This is a genomic window from Ignavibacteriota bacterium (genome assembly GCA_016707525.1).
Taxonomy (GTDB): Bacteria; Bacteroidota; Ignavibacteria; order UBA10030; family UBA6906; genus JAGDMK01.
This window is the reverse complement of record JADJHP010000009.1, coordinates 158,108-175,897: the sequence shown is the minus strand read 5'-3', so window position 1 is coordinate 175,897 and position 17,790 is coordinate 158,108. Positions and strand designations below refer to the sequence as shown.

15 protein-coding genes are annotated in these 17,790 nt (G+C 61.0%); 11 read left to right on the top strand and 4 right to left on the bottom strand.

Features of this window, described 5'->3' with window-relative positions:
- Window positions 1-45 precede the first annotated feature (45 nt).
- On the top strand, window positions 46-1,641 hold the full coding sequence (locus tag IPI01_15320) for a C69 family dipeptidase (GenBank protein ID MBK7259138.1): 1,596 nt from the start codon (window positions 46-48) through the stop codon (window positions 1,639-1,641).
- A 241-nt stretch (window positions 1,642-1,882) separates the two neighbouring features.
- Here IPI01_15320 and IPI01_15315 read toward each other — a convergent pair whose 3' ends face one another.
- The gene (locus tag IPI01_15315; GenBank protein ID MBK7259137.1) at window positions 1,883-3,577 is read right to left on the bottom strand and encodes a M20/M25/M40 family metallo-hydrolase; all 1,695 of its coding nucleotides are present in this window, start codon (window positions 3,575-3,577) and stop codon (window positions 1,883-1,885) included.
- Between the two features lie 80 nt (window positions 3,578-3,657).
- Between IPI01_15315 and IPI01_15310 the strand changes: the two genes are divergently transcribed.
- The 5 genes from IPI01_15310 (at window position 3,658) to IPI01_15290 (ending at window position 8,912) form a co-directional block, all read left to right on the top strand.
- Entirely contained in the window at window positions 3,658-5,082 is a 1,425-nt protein-coding gene (locus tag IPI01_15310) for an MFS transporter (protein ID MBK7259136.1), read from the top strand.
- Window positions 5,083-5,154: 72 nt separating this feature from the next.
- Complete coding sequence (locus IPI01_15305) at window positions 5,155-6,045, top strand: carbon-nitrogen hydrolase (GenBank protein ID MBK7259135.1); 891 nt, start codon at window positions 5,155-5,157, stop codon at window positions 6,043-6,045.
- Between the two features lie 32 nt (window positions 6,046-6,077).
- Window positions 6,078-7,133: an agmatine deiminase family protein gene (locus IPI01_15300; protein MBK7259134.1), complete on the top strand. Its 1,056-nt coding sequence runs from the start codon at window positions 6,078-6,080 to the stop codon at window positions 7,131-7,133.
- A 96-nt stretch (window positions 7,134-7,229) separates the two neighbouring features.
- Window positions 7,230-7,748, top strand: a complete 519-nt coding sequence (locus IPI01_15295) for a hypothetical protein (protein ID MBK7259133.1) — start codon at window positions 7,230-7,232, stop codon at window positions 7,746-7,748.
- Window positions 7,749-7,880: 132 nt separating this feature from the next.
- Window positions 7,881-8,912: a T9SS type A sorting domain-containing protein gene (locus tag IPI01_15290; GenBank protein MBK7259132.1), complete on the top strand. Its 1,032-nt coding sequence runs from the start codon at window positions 7,881-7,883 to the stop codon at window positions 8,910-8,912.
- Window positions 8,913-8,961: 49 nt separating this feature from the next.
- Here IPI01_15290 and ychF read toward each other — a convergent pair whose 3' ends face one another.
- The gene (ychF, locus tag IPI01_15285; GenBank protein MBK7259131.1) at window positions 8,962-10,047 is read right to left on the bottom strand and encodes a redox-regulated ATPase YchF; all 1,086 of its coding nucleotides are present in this window, start codon (window positions 10,045-10,047) and stop codon (window positions 8,962-8,964) included.
- Window positions 10,048-10,238: 191 nt separating this feature from the next.
- Between ychF and IPI01_15280 the strand changes: the two genes are divergently transcribed.
- On the top strand, window positions 10,239-10,919 hold the full coding sequence (locus IPI01_15280; GenBank protein ID MBK7259130.1) for a hypothetical protein: 681 nt from the start codon (window positions 10,239-10,241) through the stop codon (window positions 10,917-10,919).
- Window positions 10,920-10,989: 70 nt separating this feature from the next.
- Window positions 10,990-11,541 carry a hypothetical protein gene (locus tag IPI01_15275; GenBank protein MBK7259129.1) on the top strand — a complete coding sequence of 184 codons (552 nt, stop codon included), beginning with the start codon at window positions 10,990-10,992 and terminating at the stop codon, window positions 11,539-11,541.
- 111 nt (window positions 11,542-11,652) lie between these two features.
- On the opposite strand, the gene IPI01_15270 is transcribed toward IPI01_15275, so the two are convergent.
- Window positions 11,653-12,561: a DMT family transporter gene (locus IPI01_15270; GenBank protein ID MBK7259128.1), complete on the bottom strand. Its 909-nt coding sequence runs from the start codon at window positions 12,559-12,561 to the stop codon at window positions 11,653-11,655.
- Between the two features lie 124 nt (window positions 12,562-12,685).
- Here IPI01_15270 and IPI01_15265 point away from each other — a divergent pair, with 124 nt between their 5' ends.
- Both IPI01_15265 and IPI01_15260 read left to right on the top strand, forming a co-directional pair.
- On the top strand, window positions 12,686-14,197 hold the full coding sequence (locus IPI01_15265; protein MBK7259127.1) for a Ppx/GppA family phosphatase: 1,512 nt from the start codon (window positions 12,686-12,688) through the stop codon (window positions 14,195-14,197).
- Between the two features lie 159 nt (window positions 14,198-14,356).
- Entirely contained in the window at window positions 14,357-15,253 is an 897-nt protein-coding gene (locus tag IPI01_15260; protein ID MBK7259126.1) for a CHAD domain-containing protein, read from the top strand.
- A gap of 119 nt (window positions 15,254-15,372) precedes the next feature.
- Here the strand turns inward: IPI01_15260 and IPI01_15255 are convergent, their stop codons facing one another.
- A complete protein-coding gene (locus tag IPI01_15255) occupies window positions 15,373-16,389 on the bottom strand; it encodes a bifunctional transcriptional activator/DNA repair protein Ada (protein MBK7259125.1) in 1,017 nt (338 codons plus the stop codon).
- A gap of 411 nt (window positions 16,390-16,800) precedes the next feature.
- Between IPI01_15255 and IPI01_15250 the strand changes: the two genes are divergently transcribed.
- Window positions 16,801-17,790 carry a MoxR family ATPase gene (locus IPI01_15250; protein MBK7259124.1) on the top strand — a complete coding sequence of 330 codons (990 nt, stop codon included), beginning with the start codon at window positions 16,801-16,803 and terminating at the stop codon, window positions 17,788-17,790.

Below are 17,790 nucleotides of genomic sequence, written 5' to 3'. Positions count from 1 at the left end.
AGGCACACTGTGTGCCTCCTGTCCCCACGAGTAAGGAGGCTTCTGATGGTCTGCCGGAACCGTACCGCCATCCTTTGCACCGCATATGTTCTGCTTCTGTTCATCGTCACCACCGCCGTGTCCATTGCACAGCCGGAGCGGCCGGAAGCCTGCACGACCATCACGGTCGGCAAGGCAGCATCGGCGGACGGTTCGGTCATCACCTCGCACACGCTCGACGATCATCGTTCGCAGACCACGATAGACATCCGCCCGGCGCGGAAGCATGGTGCATCTGATACATTCACGTGTTACCGGATCGCTGACAACGACACGACGCCCATGCCGTCGTATGCGCAGTTGCCGTTGGGCACGATACCGGAAGCACGGCAGACCTACGGATACATCAATACGTCGCTCCCCTGTATGAATGAGAAGCAGCTTGCCATCGGCGAGTCCACGTTCGGTGGGCGGGAAGAGCTTGTTTCGGACAAAGGGATCATTGACCTGTGGCGGCTGGTCCGGCTGCTCATCGAACGGTGTTCGTCAGCCCGTGAAGCGATCCGGCTTGCGGGTGAACTGACAGGCAGGTACGGGTGGCGGGATGTCGGGGAGTGTTTGACGATCGCCGATACGGCGGAGGTATGGCATTTTGAGATCGTCGGTCCGGGTACGGGGCGGGTGGGATCCGTGTGGGCGGCGCAGCGTGTGCCCGATGGCCACGTGGCGGTGAATGCCAACGCGAGCCGCATCCGGCAAGTGCATCCGGAAGACACCACCATGTTCCTTGTGTCCGCGAACTGCATGCGTGTGGCGCGCGAGAACGGCTGGTGGGATCCGGCGGCCGGGCCATTCGAGTTCTGTTACGCCTACGATCCGGATGGCCGTCAGTCGTTCGCCAGCCGGCGGAGGGAGTGGAGAGTGTTGGATCTCCTTGCGCCCTCGTTGAAGCTCTCGCCGAATGCAGAGAACTATCCGTTCTCTGTGAAGCCCGACTCCGCCGTCACCCTCCCCAAGCTCGTTGCGATCTTTCAGGACAGCTATGAAGGGACCGAGTTCTATCCGGTGAAGAACATCACGTGGGTGAACCCGCAGGGGAAGACCGAGATCTCGCCGATGGCGTCGCCGTTCATGCCGTATGATATGCTGAAGTTATTCAACGTGAACGGAGGGTGGGGGTGGCGGGGGGAGCGGACGATCGCGCGCTGGTTCACCGTGTATGCCACGATCACGCAGTCGCGTTCGTGGTTGCCCGATCCGATCGGGGGTGTTGTGTGGTTGGCGTGGGACAATGCGGCCACGGGGTTGTACACGCCGGTGTACTGTGGTGTGACGGACCTGCCGGCATCGTTCAAGATCGATGGGCGGTTCGGGTATGACCGGCGGTGTGCATGGTGGGCGTACAATCATCTTTCCACGCTTGCGTCGCAGCGGTGGGGCGACATGCGTCGGGATATCGCACGTGTGCTCGGGCCGCTGCAGGAGCAGATGTTCCAGCAGCAGGGTGCGACGGAGCAGGAGGCGCTGCGGTTGTACCGGTTGGCGCCTGCGCGGTCGGTCGAGTATCTGACGCGGTATACGAACAGCTGGGCGGAGCGGGGGGTGACGGAGGGATGGAGGCTCGGGGACCTGTTGTGGACGAAGTATGACGAGAAATTCTGAGGGGGTATCGGCCTCATTTGTAGGGGCGCAGCATGCTGCGCCCCTACACAAGAATGCATATACGCGGCTGGGTTTGCAGGGTGTGGACCGCCCGCTGGGCTGCGCCGCTGCCACAAGAATGCATATACGCGGCTGAGTTTGCAGGGTGTGGTGGAAAGTGTCCCGCCCCATCGAGAAATGCAAGATACGATCTCGCACTTCCGCGATGGGGCGGGATATGTGTTAATGAGTGCTACGGTTGCTATTTGCGCGGGAATCGCCCGTCCCGGTTCGCTGCCTGCCAGGTGAAGAATGCGATCACCGTCGCTGCCTGCTTCATGTCCTCGCCAATGAGACGTTCGTACACATCCATATTATAGTGATGCGTACGTGAGTCGTATTCGATCTGGTCCTGGATGAACTGAAACCCTGGGAGGCCGACGCCATCGAACGATTGATGGTCCGTGCCGCCGGTGTTCTGGATCGTGATCGTCTGGATCGTGGGGTCCCCGTATGCCGTGAGCCAACGGCGGAAGATCGGCCGGGTGGCTTCATTACCCTGGAGGTAGATGCCGCGGAGACGTCCGGTGCCATTGTCGTGATTGAAGTAGACCGACAGTTTGTCGAACCCGGCCTTCTTTGTGATCTCCGGGGTTCCGCCCGGCCCGCCGGGTCCTCCAAATCCCTGGTCTCCCTCGCGCTGTGCGAAGAACTCGGAGACGTACTCCCGCGATCCGAAGAGTCCCTGCTCTTCTCCACCCCAGAATCCTATCCGGATCGTCCGGCGCGTCTTCAGTCCGTTCCTTTCGGCAAGCACTTTCAGGATGCGTGCGGCTTCCATGCATGCTGCAACGCCGGAGTTGTTGTCCGTTGCGCCGGTCCCTGCGTGCCAGGTATCGAAGTGTCCGCCGATCATCACGATCTCATCCTTGAGGTCGGTGCCGGGGATCTCCGCGATCACATTGAAGCTGGAGTCCGCCTTCGTCGTCTCGACCTGGAGTTCCATCTCGAGTGTCACCTTCTCGCCGAGCTTGATCGAGCGGAGGATACGGTTGTAATGCTCTGCGGCGAAGACGACCTGCGGGATGAAGGAGGTTGCCTTCGCATCGTACGCCGGGATGCGTTGTTCGCGGGGGACGTCCTGCGGTTGCGGGACCGTCGCGGACTGGACGAGCATCGTTCCGCCGTCGCCGTTGCCGGGTGTGATCACCGCGATCGCGCCTTCTTCCTGCGCGAACAGGAGCTTGCGCGGGGTCATGCGCATGCCGGAGAAGCGCTCGCGCATCGCCGCCGTATCCACATCGGGGGATGCTTGTGCGATGGCGATGAGTGCCGAATCGATCGCCTGGGGTGTCATGCGGTCGAGCCGCGGGAAGCGCCGTCCACCCCTGCGCCCACCCTGGATGTCCGCATTCGCCATCCTGAGAAGCACCGAATCCGCCAGGCGTGTTGCCTGTGGCGTGAAGTGCGGGCGTACATCGGCAAGATCGGAGAGCAGGACGAACTTCCCTTTGAGTTTTCCTTTATAGCGTTCGAGTTCCGAAGGATCGGATGCGTTGAGATAGACGACCTCTGCTTCCTTCTCCTTGAATCCCGGCGACCAGGCTGAGGGGTAGGCGATGACCGGGAAGGGGACAGGCGAGGTGACCATCGCCGAGAAATTCTTCAGTGTCCAGCCACGGCCGAGTGGAGCCCATCGATCGTAGGAGACGTTCGTGATCCCCCATGTGGCAAAGGTCTTCTTCACCCAATCCGCGCCGCGGGTATATTCGGGGGACCAGGTCAGTCGTGGGCTGTACACGTCACAGAGCGATGACAGCAGCGGCATCACCTGAGAATGCTGAAGTCCTTCTTCTTTTATCAATGCCACTGCGGCGCTGTCGATACGTTCGGGCTGAGCTTGCAGGAGCGTAGCAGAGAACACCAGGAGCAATAGAGCCACTGTGCAGCGTGCCATCGGTACCTCGTTGTTGGTGGTGGATCGTGCAATATAGCAACAATCTTGCATCTCCACAAAGCCCTCCGTATGTTTACCGGATGACCGGCACCACCGAGCCCCACCCTTCACACGCGTTCAGCAAGGAAACCGCCCTGCTCGTCGCGAGCCTGGCATCGTTCCTGACGCCCTTCATGGGATCCTCCATCAACGTCGCATTGTCCACGATCGGTACGGAAATGGGCGCCGATGCAGTGCTCCTGGGTTGGATCCCGACCGCGTACCTGCTGACGTCTTCGGTGCTGTTGATCCCCGTTGGCCGTCTGGCGGATATCTACGGCCGGCGGCGGGTCTTTCTGGGGGGCATCGTCCTGCACACCCTGTCTTCGTTCCTATGCGGCATCGCGCCGACCTTCGCTCTCCTTCTTGCCGGGCGGGTCCTGCAGGGGGTGAGCGCGTCCATGATGTCCGGAACCGGCATGGCTGTCCTGACATCGGTCTTTCCTCCGGAGGAACGGGGGAAGGCGCTCGGGATCAACACGGCCTCGGTCTATGTCGGACTCTCGCTTGGCCCGACGATCGGCGGGGTGTTGACGCAGCAGCTTGGCTGGCGGAGCATCTTCCTTGTGAACGTGCCGCTCGGGCTTCTCATGGTAGTGCTCGTGATCGCGAAGATGAGGGGAGAATGGATCGAGGCACGTGGTGCGCGGTTCGATGTCACGGGCACGGTAGCCTACTGTCTCGGGCTTGTCGCGTTGATGTATGGATTCTCCCGCTTGCCGGGGATCGATGGCGCGATCATTCTCGGATCGGGGGTGCTTGCCCTTGCGCTCTTTGTGTACTGGGAAACACGCGCAGCGAGTCCCATTCTTGACGTCTCGCTCTTCCGGCACAACAGGGTCTTTGCCCTTTCGAATCTCGCCGCGTTCATCAATTATGGGGCGACGTTCTCGATCGGGTTCCTGATGAGTCTGTATCTGATGCATGTCCGCGGTTTCACGCCACAGCAGACGGGGATGGTCCTGCTTGCCCAGCCCATCGTGATGGCGATCGGGTCACCGTTCGCCGGGAGGTGGTCTGACCGCATTGAGCCTCGCATTGTTGCATCGGGGGGGATGGCATTGATCGTGGTGGGCCTCACGTACTTTTCCATGCTGTCCGAGACCGTTCCCATACCGGTGCTTGTCGGAGCGCTTGCGATGGTCGGCCTCGGCTTTGCGATGTTCTCATCGCCCAACTCCAATGCCGTCATGGGGTCGGTCGATCGGAAGGTCTATGGTGTTGCAGCCGGCGCCCTGGCGACGATGCGGATGACGGGACAGACGTTCAGCATCGGCATTGCGATGATGATCTTTGCCATTGTGATCGGGCCGGTGCAGTTGTCACCTGCGGTGCACACGCAGTTGCTTGTGGCGATCCGGATCGCCTTTGGCGTTTCGGCCGCGCTCTGTACGCTCGGGGTGTTCGCGTCCCTGGCGCGGGGGCGTGCGCGTGGCCGGCAGTTCCGTGGCACGCCGGAGGGCTGATCCTCCCTCTTTCCCCTCTCCTCGCTTTTCCGTATGTTATACCACTTTTCCCGTACAGTGAAAGTGGAACCCATGTCGCAGAATACTCCGTTCCGAATCGGCCTGGTGCAGATGTCGATGTCATCCAACACCGGCGCCAACCTTGCCAAAGCGATCGCGATGATCGGCCAGGCGGCGAAGCAGGGGGCACAGGTCATCTGTTTGCCCGAGCTCTTCCGCTCGCCGTACTTCTGTCAGCGTGAGGACGTGGCGTTGTTCGATCTTGCCGAGCCGTTCCCGGGACCAACCACGGATGCGCTGGCGGCCGTGGCGCGCGAGCACGGTGTGGCGATCATCGCACCGGTCTATGAGCGTGCCGGTGCAGGCATCTACTATAATAGTGCAGCCACGATCGACGCCGACGGGTCCACGGTGGGATTCTACAGGAAGATGCATATTCCCGACGATCCTGCGTACTATGAGAAATTCTACTTCACACCCGGTGACCGCGGGTTTCAGGCATGCACCACGAAGTTCGGACGGGTGGCGACACTGATCTGCTGGGACCAGTGGTTTCCCGAGGGGGCTCGCCTTTCTGCGCTGCAGGATCCGTCGGTACTCTTCTATCCTACGGCCATTGGCTGGCATCCGTACGAGAAGGAGCAGTATGGGAAGGCACAGCGTGAGGCATGGCAGACCGTCCAGCGCGGACACGCGATCGCGAACGGGGTGTATGTCGCCGCCGCCAATCGCATCGGCCTCGAGAAGCAGGTTGCGGATTCGCCGGGCATAGAATTCTGGGGTTCGTCCTTCATCTGCGATCCGCAGGGTGTCGTGATCGCCGAAGCCTCCACGGACAAAGAAGAAGTGCTTGTGGCGGAAGTGGATCCGGCGCATCTGGAGAACATCCGCCGGAACTGGCCGTTCCTGCGCGACCGCCGGATCGATATGTACGGCGACATCACGCGCCGGTATTACCGCTGAGGATGAACGAACGACAGGGTAGCACGACGACCATGCACGCTGCAACACATATGCCGGCCGAGTGGGAGAAGCACGAGGCCACGTGGATCAGTTGGCCCGCGAACGTCACCGATTGGCCCGGCAAGTTCGCTCCCATCCCGTGGGTCTTCGGTGAGATGGCACGCAAGATCACGCCGGGCGAGATCCTCCGCATCATCGTGAACGATGCCGCGCATGAAGGGAAAGCGCGCCGTGTCCTTGAGCGTGCAGGCGTGGATCTTGCGCAGGTGGCGTTCTTCCGGTTCCCGACGAATCGCGGTTGGACGCGCGACATGGGGCCGATGTTCGTGTGCGATGAACGGGGGGCGACGTCCGTGCTCCGGTTCCGGTTCTCCGCGTGGGCGAAGTATCCTGATTGGAAGAAGGATGATGGAGTGCCGCCGCGCGCTGCGCAGAAACTGAAGAAGCCATTGGTCACGGTGAAGCACCAAGGGCGTGAGGTCGTTCTCGAAGGCGGCAGCATCGATGTGAACGGCAAGGGCACACTGCTCACGACGGAAGAATGCCTGTTGCATCCTACCGTGCAGGTCCGTAATCCGGGATTCCGTCGTGCTGAGTATGAGGATGTGTTCCGTGCGCATCTGGGCGTGGAGCAGGTGATCTGGCTCGGCGATGGTATTGCGGGAGATGATACCCACGGGCATGTGGACGACCTCTGCCGGTTCGTCAACGACCGCACGGTCGTGCTGGTGGATGAGAAGGACCCGAAGGATCCCAACCACCGTATCTCGCGGGAAAACTTCGAACGTCTGCAGGGTGCGCGGCTCGCGGACGGATCGCGCCCCGAGGTTGTTCTGCTTCCGATGCCTGCCCCGCTCATCTTTGACGGTCAGCGGGTCCCGGCGAGTTACGCCAATTTCTACATCGCCAATGCGGCGGTCATTGTTCCGACGTTCAACGATCCGAACGACCGCATTGCGCTCGGGACGTTGAGCGAGCTCTTCACCGACCGGCCCGTCGTAGGCATCCATGCGGTGGATCTGGTGTGGGGGCTGGGGACATTGCATTGTTTGACGCAGCAACAACCCCTTTCAAGAAGTGAAGAGTGAAGAGCTGAGAGAGAAAAGGCGGGTGACCGACGGGAGCCGGGTTCTTGCCGCACGATCGTTACCTTTCATTATTCACTCTTCACTGCCTCTGAGATCATGATGGACGTAGAAAAACAACTCCTGCTCGAGCACTCGAGAAAGAACACCGACCGGATCGTGCAGTGGATAGGCCATGATCCGTCGCGGGTGAAGGTGTTGGTGGAGATCTTTCTGGGGGATGACCCGCTCCTGACCCAGCGGGCAGCGTGGGTCGTGGGTGTGCTGGCGGATGACCGTGGGAAGCTCCTCCAGCCCTGGCTCGCCAGGCTGATGAAGAAGATGCGCCAGCCCGGCGTGCACGATGCGGCACGCCGGAATGTCATCCGGGCCCTGCAGTTCGTGGAGATCCCGTCGCGTCTGCTCGGTGAAGTAGCCACCGTGTGTTTTGACGAACTCGCATCGCCTTCGTCACCCATTGCCGTCAGGGCCTGTGCCATGACCGTTCTGGAGCGGGTGGTGCGCCAGGAACCGGAACTGGGCCGTGAGCTCCGGCTCGTCATTGAACAACAACTCCCCTATGGAACACCGGCGTTCCATTCCCGCGCGAAGCGGGTGCTCGCTTCGCTCCCTCACTGATCTGCCATACAACGGTACCATGGAATGACGCCCCTCCCGCTCTCACAATGCCATCGCGTGTACGTTTCCGTGCTGTGTCTTGCCTTGCTTGCCGGGGCGACTCCCCGGTGTGCCTTCGGATGGGGCAGCACTGTGCACCAGATCATCAACCGGAATGCGGTCATTCATCTTCCGCCGGAAATGGCAACCCTTGCTGCCCAGCAGTCGTATCTTGCGAGCCATGCGAGCGATGCGGACAGCCGGAAATCCGCGGACACGGCCGAGGCTCCCAAGCATTACCTGGACATCGACTGGTACCCCGACTACGCGCAGTTGCCGACGTCTCTCAGCGCACTGGTGGTGCAGTATGGTTGGCCGACGGTGAAAGAGAACGGCATATTGCCGTGGGCGACCCTGTGGGCGGTGGATTCCCTGACGGCGCAGGCGAAGCGTGGCGATTGGACGAAGGCGTACCAGACCGCTGCCGACGTCGGGCATTATGTCGGCGATGTCTTTCAGCCGCTGCATTGCACGCAGAATTATGATGGAGCGATGACCGGCAACAACGGCATCCACTCACGGTATGAGTCGAGCATGATCAGCACGTACAAATCGGCTCTGGTCGTGAGCAAGGGACAGCTCCAGCCGGTCACCGATCCGTACCGGTATATCTTCTCGTACATCCTCCGCTCGCAGACGCTTGTCGATTCCATCCTGCACGCGGATACACGAGCGAAGCTGGCGAGCGGAGGGAGTTACTCGTCGACGTATTATGCGAACCTCTGGGCGAGCACCGATACGATGACCATCCAGCTCGTGCAGGAAGCGACCGTCGTGCTTGCGTCGCTCTGGCAGTATGCCTGGCAGCAGGCGGGGCTCCTTGCGCCGACGTCGGTGGAGACACCGGCGCTCGTACCTCGTGAGATGACCCTGATGGCGAACTATCCCAATCCCTTCAACAGCACCACGACGATCCCATTCTCCGTCCGTCATACCGGGCACGTCACGCTGACCGTTCACTCATTGCTCGGGCAGGAGATCGGGGTGTTGTACGATGATGTCGCCGTGGGAGGGGAGATCGTGCGTGTGCGGTTCCATGCGGACCGGTTGGCATCGGGTGTGTATCTTGTGCGGGTCCGGAGTGCTGTGGGGACCGATGTACGGAGGGTATCTCTGATACGTTGACGCCGCCCGGTGAGGGGCGGCGTCGGGATGTCCGTGAGTTCTTGTGCGGTCAGGAATGCCGTACGGAGATGATGTCGCCGTCCTTGACGATATATTCCTTCCCTTCGAGTCGCCACACGCCTGCTTCTTTCGTTTTTGCGAACGACCCTCCGGCAGCAACGAGGTCATCGTAGTGCACCACCTCCGCGCGGATGAACTTATTGTAGAAATCCGAGTGGATCACGCCGGCAGATTCCTGTGCGGTCATCCCCTTGCGGATCGTCCAGGCGCGGCACTCGTCTTCGCCGGCGGTCAGGAACGATTGGACGCCGAGGAGCAGATAGGATTCCCGGATGAGCGTGTCGAGCGCCGACTCGGTGATCCCGTATTCGCCCATGAATGCCTTCGCTTCTTCGGCTGACAGCTCGGACATCTCCATATCGATCTTGCCGTAGAAGGCGAGGACCTTCGTCTGTTTTCCGGATTTCTTTGCGGCGACATCGGTGACCGCTTTGGCGGCGGTCGATTGCTGGGTCTCGTCAAGGTTCAGCGCGATGAGCATCGGCTTGAGGGTCAGCAGCTGGTACGTGCGGAGCATGACCAGTTCTTCCTTCGTGAACTCCTGATCGCGCAGCGGCTTTTCCTGTTCGAGGAAGCCGTGGCAGCGTTCCAGCAGGGGGAGTTCACGTTTCAGGGTCTCATCCGCGAGCTTCTGAAGCTGCTTCTTGATCTTGTCGATCCTGTTCTCCAGCATCCCGAGGTCGGCGAGGATGAACTCCGTCTCGAACGTGGAGATGTCGCGCATCATATCCACCGAGCCATCGGGGTGGGGGACGGAGGGATCGGCGAACAGGCGGACGACCTGCACCATGGCATCGACGTTCTTCACGTTGCCGAGGAAGTTCGTCGTGAACTGTGTGGACCCTGATTCGCCCTTCTTGAGGCCGACCACATCCACGAATTCGATGGTGGCATGAACCGTCTTCTTGGGGGAGAAGAACCCGGTCAGTTTGTCGAGGCGTACATCCGGCACCTTGACGATCCCCTGGTGCGCTTCCCCGCGCGAGAGTGAGGCGGGGTCGATGTGGGTGCGTGTAATGGCCTGAAAAAGCGTTGATTTCCCCGAAAACGGGAGTCCGACGATACCGATCTGCATAGCAAAGTCCGCTGAGTGTGTGTATGAGTGCGGCACAAGATACGGATTTTCCCGGATTTCTGCTGTGTTGGTCCGGCAACTCTTTGCATGCTTTGAATGTTCTCAGAACACGATCCGAACGCCGGCATTTCGCAGACAGACCCATGCCGGTTTCACGCGGCCTCTCACCGTCAGGAAGGAGAATACGTCCCATGTTCCTCGGCCACTATGCCGTTGCTCTCGGCGCAAAGCGCGCGACCCCGAACACGTCACTTGGCACGCTTGTGATGGCGTCACAATTCATCGACCTCCTCTGGCCGGTGCTGCTCTTGGCCGGGCTGGAGCATGTGCGCATCGACCCGGGGAACACCGTGGTCACACCGCTCGACTTCTATGATTATCCGATATCACACAGCCTCGTCGGTGTGGTGCTCTGGGGTCTCGTGGTGGGTGGGATCTACTTTGCCCTGAAGAGATCCTGGATGAGTGCACTTGTTGTTGGCCTGGCTGTTGTCAGCCATTGGGTCCTTGACCTCGTCGTGCACAGACCCGATCTTCCGCTCAATGTCGTGGGAGATGCACGGGTCGGTTTGGGGGGGTGGAATTCCTTGGCGGTGACACTGTTCCTGGAGCTCGGACTTCTTGCGGGTGGAGCGTTTTTGTATACCCGGGGAACGAAGGCGAAAGACCGGATCGGGTCGTATGGCCTGGGTGGGCTTTTGGTGGTTCTTGTCGGGATCTATGCTGCCAATGTGTTCGGGCCACCGCCACCGGATGCAGGGATGATCGCGGTTGCGGGGAATGCCAGCTGGCTCTTCGTGTTGTGGGCGGCATGGGTGGACCGTCACCGGCGATCGATCCATCGGACCGTGGATGATGCCACCCGCTCTTGATTCAGACTCTCATGAATGGTACTTTGATGCATACCGTGTCACACTTACTTTTCACGAAGGGAGTAATTCGATGAAGCAGTATGTCGCGCTGGTTGTATTCGCCGGTCTTCTGGTGTTTGCCGGATGCAAGAAGGACACCACTGGTTCGGTGGCGATGGGAGAGGGGAAGGGGTCGGTTGCAGGTGTATCGTGGGGCGTACCGCAGCGTTGGGTACCCGGCACCGAGCGGCCGATGCGGGCGGCCACGTATGCCATTCCGGCGGCGGAAGGTGACACGGAAGGTGCCGAGTGTGCGGTATTCTATTTTGGCCCGGGTGCCGGCGGGGATGTGACATCGAACATCGACCGTTGGGTCGGCCAGTTCGAACCGACCAGCGGACCGGACAGAGGCACGAAGCAGGTGAACGGCATGGAAGTGTCCACCGTGCGTATCGGCGGTGCGTACCTGAATCCGTCCGGTCCCATGATGCAGTCGATGGGGAAGAAGCCCGGTTACCGTTTGCTCGGTGCCATCGTGGCAGGCCCGCAGGGTTCCGTGTTCTTCAAGATGACGGGTCCCGAGAAGAGCATCGCAGCGGCAGAAGCGGAGTTCGAGGCGTTGGTGGGATCGCTGTCCAAATAGGCAGAAGGCAGTTGTGAGTTTGGCAAGAAGAGAGAAGTGAGGCTGGCGGCAGTAGCGCTCCCGGCCTCACATCTCTCTTCTTGTTTTCATGATGTGCTTCTCAGTAAATCTCTACGGCGTACTTCCCTGCCGGAGCGTTGCGATCTTCACCCCCACCATGATGACCCCACCACCCACGAGTGCTGCGATCGTGACCGGTTCGTTCAGCAGGGCCGCTGCCACGAACATCGTGACGATCGGTTCGACGTAGAGCATACTGCTCACCTGCGCCACGGGCAATGCCTTGAGAGCATCATACCAGTAGATGTAGGCAAGTCCGGAGCACAGCACACCCAGAAATCCGATCGCTACCCATCCCCCGGACGAAAGCTTCGCCAGATCTGCGGGTCCGTCCTTCATGAGCCAGAAGACCGATGTGAACAGCCATCCGCTCCCCATGACGTAGAGTGTCATGGGTGCCGCGCGGTGGCGGTGCAGGGCTTTGCGCGAGTAGACCGAGAAGAGTGACCAGGTGATGGTGCTCAACCCGACGAGGACGTCTCCGGGTGCACCGAACGCCCCATCGGTGAGCCGGTGCCAATCGCCGCGCGAGACAACGAGCAAGACGCCCAGGGCACCGACGAGGATCCCGATGATGTGATTCCGGTGCAGGGGATCGTCGAGCACGACACGGGCAACGATGGCGGTGACCAACGGGATCGCCGTGATGATCCAGGCGGTGGTCGAGGCCAGCGAGGTCACGAGTCCTTCCACCTGCAGCCACTGGTGGACGGTGATGCCGAGGAGCCCGAGCAGTGCGAAGCTGCGGAGGTCGGCTGCGGTGGGGATGAAGAACTCATGACGCAGGGGGACGGCGAGTGAGAGCACCAGCACGCCGATCCCGAAGCGAAGCCAGACGACGGTCATCGGTTGCACGTCGTGGAGGGCGATCTTGGTGGCAATGAACGAGGCGCCCCACACGACGACAGCGAAAAGCGCGCCATAATACGGACGGTTGGGGGAAGGGGCTTGATCAGTCACGTGGGGGGTGCATACGGTTTTTCATTTCTTATGATACCCCATTTCCACGCCGAAGGCAACCGTCAGCGCCCCGTGTTTTTCACCGCTCGGATATGTATATTCGGGCACACAATCTCTGAAGATCATGCCGACACTTGCTGCTCTTGATATAGGTTCCAATGCCATGCGGCTGTCCATCGCTTCCGTGGACGCCGAGAAGCAGATCACCGTTCTGGATATGCTGCGTGAACCGGTCCGCCTGGGGCAGGATGTCTTCACGACCGGTGTCATCACCGAGAAGACCATGGAGGTCGCCTGCGACGCGCTCCTTCGCTTCCGCCAGGCGATCGATGGCCGCGGGGCGAAACATGTCCGCGTGGTGGCGACCAGTGCCATGCGTGATGCCGTGAACCGGGAGATCTTTCTGGACCGCGTGCAGCAGGCCACGGGATTGGAGATCAGCATCATCGGGCCCGAGGAGGAAGCGCGCCTCATCCATCTTGCGGTGAAAGAGCGCGTGGACCTGCACGAGCGTTTTGCGGTCCTGGTGGACATTGGCGGAGGCAGCACGGAGATCACCCTGGCCGCAGACGGCGAGATCCTGTCCACGGCAAGTTACCGGATGGGGTCCGTACGATTGCTCCGCACCCTCGGTGAGCGGTCGGTGGATGAGCGGCAGGTCCAGCAGTTGATCCAGGAATACGTGGATGCGACGCAGCGCCGGATCAGCCGGGAGATCGGCGACCGGAAGATCGATCTGTGCATCGGTACCGGCGGCAATCTGGAATCCCTGGGTGACCTGCGGAAGGAACTGCTCGGCGCCGAAAAGGACACGGTGATCCCGGCCGGGGAGTTGGATGTTCTGGTTGCGAAGCTGACGTCCCTGACGTACCAGGAACGGGTGCAACAGCTCAGACTCCGTCCGGACCGCGCCGACGTGATCGTACCGGCTGCCCTGATCATTCAGAAGATCCTGCGCATCTCGCGCGCGAGCCAGTTGATCGTGCCACGGGTCGGGCTGAAAGACGGACTGCTCCTGGACATCGTCGAGGACCTGTATGGCGATCGGAAGCATCTGCGCCGTGAACAGGTCGTGGCGTCGGCGGTGCAGGTGGGGCGGAAGTATCAGTTCGACGAGCCGCATGCACTCACGGTGTCCCGTTTTGCCGGACAGCTCTTCGACCGTACGAAGGATCTGCACCGTCTTGGCCCCGAGCATCGTCTCTTCCTGGAGGTCGCGGCGCTCCTCCATGATATCGGGCAGTTCATCGGAGCGGCGGACCATCACAAGCATACGCAGTATCTGCTGATGGCGACGCCGATGATCGGACTGACGCGCGATCAGGTGGCGGTCATTGCGAACGTCGCGCGGTATCACCGGAAGTCGCTGCCCAAGCAGGCGCATGATGCCTACCGGGCGTTGTCGCCGAAGGAGCGCATGGTGGTTTCCAAGCTCGCCGCGTTGCTCCGCATGGCGGATGCGATGGACAATGAGCATGCCTCGAAGGTGCATACCATCGAGACGGACTACAAGAAGCCGAAGTTCATGCTCACGCTGCGTGGCGATGGGGATCTGTTGCTGGAGAAGTGGGCGCTCGCGAAGAAGGCCGACATGTTCGAGGAGGTGTACGGTGTGAAATTGGTGGTGGGGGAATAGATGGCAACGCGAGCACGCAAAGAAGGCAAAGACAAGAACGCCAGGAAGAGGATGCCGGGAAGAGCGAAGACAGTGACGCGCAGATCGGTGAGGACGGGAACGCCAGGAACGACGAAGACAGGGTCGCGAGGGAGGGTGGAAGCAAGGGCGCCACGAAGGGTGGAGACAAGGACGCAGAGCGCGGTACAGTCATCTGGCGTTGCATCTTCCCGGGTCGATGCGGTGCGGGTGGTAAGCGGGGCGCTGGACGACCGGCTTGGCGTGTTCATGCTCCGGTTGCGTCAGGCGCGCACGCGGGCAACGGAGCCTGCGATCCACGACCTGCGTGTGTCGATGCGCCGGCTCATCGCGGTCCTGGATCTGGCGAAGGAGATCGTTCCTGATGCCGGAGTGGCTCCGCTGTGCCGGAAGCTCCGGAGATCGCTCAAAGGGTTCAACGCCGTGCGGGACATTCACATCTCGCTGCTTGCCGCGCGGGAGCTTCAGCGGGCTGTGCCGGCGGTGAGGGTGTACATGGGGGCATTGCGCAAACGGGAGGTCTTGCTGCTCCGGGAGTGTGGGGCCTCCCTGCGGTCCATGGATGAACGGTCTGTTGAACGGTCGGTGGCCACCGTGCAGCAATCGTTGTTCGCCGTTGGCGCGGACCCGGTCCTTGCGTCGGCGATGCCCGCGGTGTTGCGTGGTGCGATGGCACGGATCTCTGTCCGTGCGGTGCGGGCCCTCCGCAATGTGAACGCTGCCGACGCATCCACGATCCACACGTTGCGTGTGTCGTTCAAGAAACTGCGCTATGCGGTGGAAGTCCTGGCGCCGTTGATCGGAGGGTTCCCGAAGGCAACGAAGCAATGGATGGGTGAGTATCAGACGCTCATGGGGGAGGTGCAGGATTGCGAGGTCATGATCGCCGGGGCGCGGCGGTTTACCGCCGCACCTGTGGCCGGGCGCAGGATCCCGATGATCGCGGTGCAAGAAGCGCTTGCTGTACGCAAGAACAGAGCCCTGGCGGCGTTCCTGCTGCGGGCGGGGGAGTTGGAAACGCGGTGCCCGCGGGGGTGACCGGCCAGGCTTATGGCGAGAAGCGCGTGGCAGTGTGGGTACCCCGGTTGCGGAAGGAGCCAGCGTCGCGTCCGGGTTGGTCGCGGAAGGAGAACAGCGGCGCGTCCGGGTTGGTCGCGCTAGCGGCCCTGCTCGATATCCAACAATCGTTGTTTCCGCCAGAGTCCGCCGCCGTACCCACCGAGTTTGCCGCTTTTGTTCACCACGCGGTGACAGGGGATCACGATCGCGATGCGGTTCTTCCCGTTCGCGCTTCCCGCCGCACGCTGGGCGTTGGGCGTCCCTGCGCGCTCTGCGAGGTCCTCGTAGGAGATCGTGGTTCCATAGGGAATGCGGCGCAGCTCATCCCACACTTTCTGTTGGAACGGGCTCCCGGGATATTCAAGCGGCACCTTGAACGTGCGCAGCTTCCCCTGGAAGTAGAGGGCGAGTTCATCACGGAGGTTCTTCAGGATCGCATTGTTCCCCGGAACGATCGGACGTTTGAAGGCACGCCGCAGGGTCACGAACTGTGCATCCAGCATACGCCGGTCGGTGAATTCCAGCAGCACCAGATGCTTCTCCGTTGCGCCGGCAATCAGCGGGCCCAGCGGACTCTCTATCCACGTGACCAGCAAACATTCTGAACGGTGCGCTTTTCCGGGTGGGGTCCCGAAGGTCTTTGCGAACGCCTCCCGGAAACCGCTGTGTGAATCATAGCCGTGGCCGAGCGTCACATCATCCAATCGTTTCCCCAGCCTGATCTGCTCGAAGGCCTTCCCCAGTCTCCGGCCCCGGCTGTATGCCTGGAATGTCATACCGTAGTTCTTCTGAAAGTAGCGTCGCGCCCGCGCCGGGTCGATCCCGAGTTTCCGGATATTGCCATCCCGCACGCGTGCATCCGGTGAACGGTCGACCAGTGCCAGCAATTCGGCCACCCACGCTGGTGGTGCACCGGCTGCACTCATCGGCTTGCACCGTTTGCACGGGCGGTACCCTGCGAAGAGTGCCTCTTTCGTGGTTGCGAAGAACTCGACGTTCTTCGGGAATGGCTTGCGCGCGCCGCAGGAGGGTTTGCAGAAGATCCCGGTCGTGCGGACGCCGAGATAGAAGACGCCGTCGTAGGTGACGTCGCTCTGCTGATACGCGCGCTCCATCACGGCGCGTGAGGGGAGTGTGTGCATGGGCATGATCCTTCATGATGTCCAACCGATCGTACGGCAACGGCGCCATACTGCATCAACGATACCGTATGGCGCCGCCAGAGTCCACCGGAAAATGGACATCGATATCGAATGATCCCTGCCGCAGCTTGTTCCGGTCTGCCGGGAACTCCGGGGGGCGCCCTGATGGATGTCGGGCCGGAGGGGGGCAAAGTGTGAGGAATGCAAAATCCTCCTGCCAGGATCGTATCGGTCAACCTTGCGGCCCTGGAGCGTGTCCAATATGCGATCCGGGGAATTGTGCGGCATTGGTGTGTTCTGCCCGGCTTCTTTCATTTCACCCCCCATTTTTGTAAATTTCTTATTCGATTTCAGCAACGATCCCCTGTGACACCTGGAGGTTCCATGGCATTCGACATCAAGGCCATCAACGAAAAGATCCAGCGCGAAAGCGCCTTTGTGGATATTCTGCAGAACGAGCTCGGCAAGGTCATTGTCGGCCAGAAATACATGGTCGAACGGCTCCTGGTCGGTCTCCTCTCCAATGGCCATATCCTACTTGAAGGCGTGCCCGGCCTGGCCAAGACGCTCAGCGTCAAGACCCTTGCGGCGGCCATTCAGGCAAAATTCCAGCGGATCCAGTTCACGCCGGACCTCTTGCCTGCCGACCTTGTGGGCACCATGATCTTCAATCAGAAGGACGCGTCCTTCCAGACGAAGAAGGGGCCGATCTTCGCGAACTTCATCCTGGCGGACGAGATCAACCGTTCTCCGGCGAAGGTGCAGAGCGCGCTCCTCGAGGCCATGCAGGAGCGTCAGGTGACGATCGGCGAGAACACCTACAAGCTTCCGGAGCCGTTCCTGGTGCTGGCGACGCAGAACCCGATCGAGCAGGAGGGAACGTATCCGCTTCCCGAAGCACAGGTCGACCGGTTCATGTTGAAGGTGAAGATCGGGTATCCGACGAAGGACGAAGAGTTGCAGATCATGCGGGCGAATGTGGCCGGAGCGCTCAAGACCCCGAGTGCGGTCGTGAAGCCTGAGGACATCATCAGTGCGCGCGAGGCGGTGGGCGAGATCTACATGGATGAGAAGATCGAGCGGTACATCCTGGACATCGTCTTTGCCACGCGTAATCCGAAGGCTTACAACCTCAACAATCTGGCGCAGCTCATCAGTTACGGAGCGTCGCCGCGTGCATCGATCAATCTTGCGCTCGGTGCGAAGGCGTACGCCTTCATCAAGCGCCGCGGCTACGTGATCCCGGAGGATGTCCGGGCGGTGAGTCTGGATGTGCTCCGCCATCGTGTGGCGGTCACGTACGAGGCCGAGGCGGAAGAAGTGACCTCCGAGGCGGTGGTGCAGGAAGTGTTGAACAAGATCGAAGTACCGTAA

Coding starts and splice junctions, on each gene's coding strand:
- IPI01_15320 (MBK7259138.1), top strand. CDS start 46: ATGGTCTGCCGGAACCGTACCGCCATCCTTTGCACCGCATATGTTCTG.
- IPI01_15300 (MBK7259134.1), top strand. CDS start 6,078: ATGCACGCTGCAACACATATGCCGGCCGAGTGGGAGAAGCACGAGGCC.
- IPI01_15315 (MBK7259137.1), bottom strand. CDS start 3,577: ATGGCACGCTGCACAGTGGCTCTATTGCTCCTGGTGTTCTCTGCTACG.
- IPI01_15255 (MBK7259125.1), bottom strand. CDS start 16,389: ATGGAGCGCGCGTATCAGCAGAGCGACGTCACCTACGACGGCGTCTTC.
- IPI01_15250 (MBK7259124.1), top strand. CDS start 16,801: ATGGCATTCGACATCAAGGCCATCAACGAAAAGATCCAGCGCGAAAGC.
- IPI01_15265 (MBK7259127.1), top strand. CDS start 12,686: ATGCCGACACTTGCTGCTCTTGATATAGGTTCCAATGCCATGCGGCTG.
- IPI01_15275 (MBK7259129.1), top strand. CDS start 10,990: ATGAAGCAGTATGTCGCGCTGGTTGTATTCGCCGGTCTTCTGGTGTTT.
- IPI01_15310 (MBK7259136.1), top strand. CDS start 3,658: ATGACCGGCACCACCGAGCCCCACCCTTCACACGCGTTCAGCAAGGAA.
- ychF (MBK7259131.1), bottom strand. CDS start 10,047: ATGCAGATCGGTATCGTCGGACTCCCGTTTTCGGGGAAATCAACGCTT.
- IPI01_15280 (MBK7259130.1), top strand. CDS start 10,239: ATGTTCCTCGGCCACTATGCCGTTGCTCTCGGCGCAAAGCGCGCGACC.
- IPI01_15295 (MBK7259133.1), top strand. CDS start 7,230: ATGATGGACGTAGAAAAACAACTCCTGCTCGAGCACTCGAGAAAGAAC.
- IPI01_15305 (MBK7259135.1), top strand. CDS start 5,155: ATGTCGCAGAATACTCCGTTCCGAATCGGCCTGGTGCAGATGTCGATG.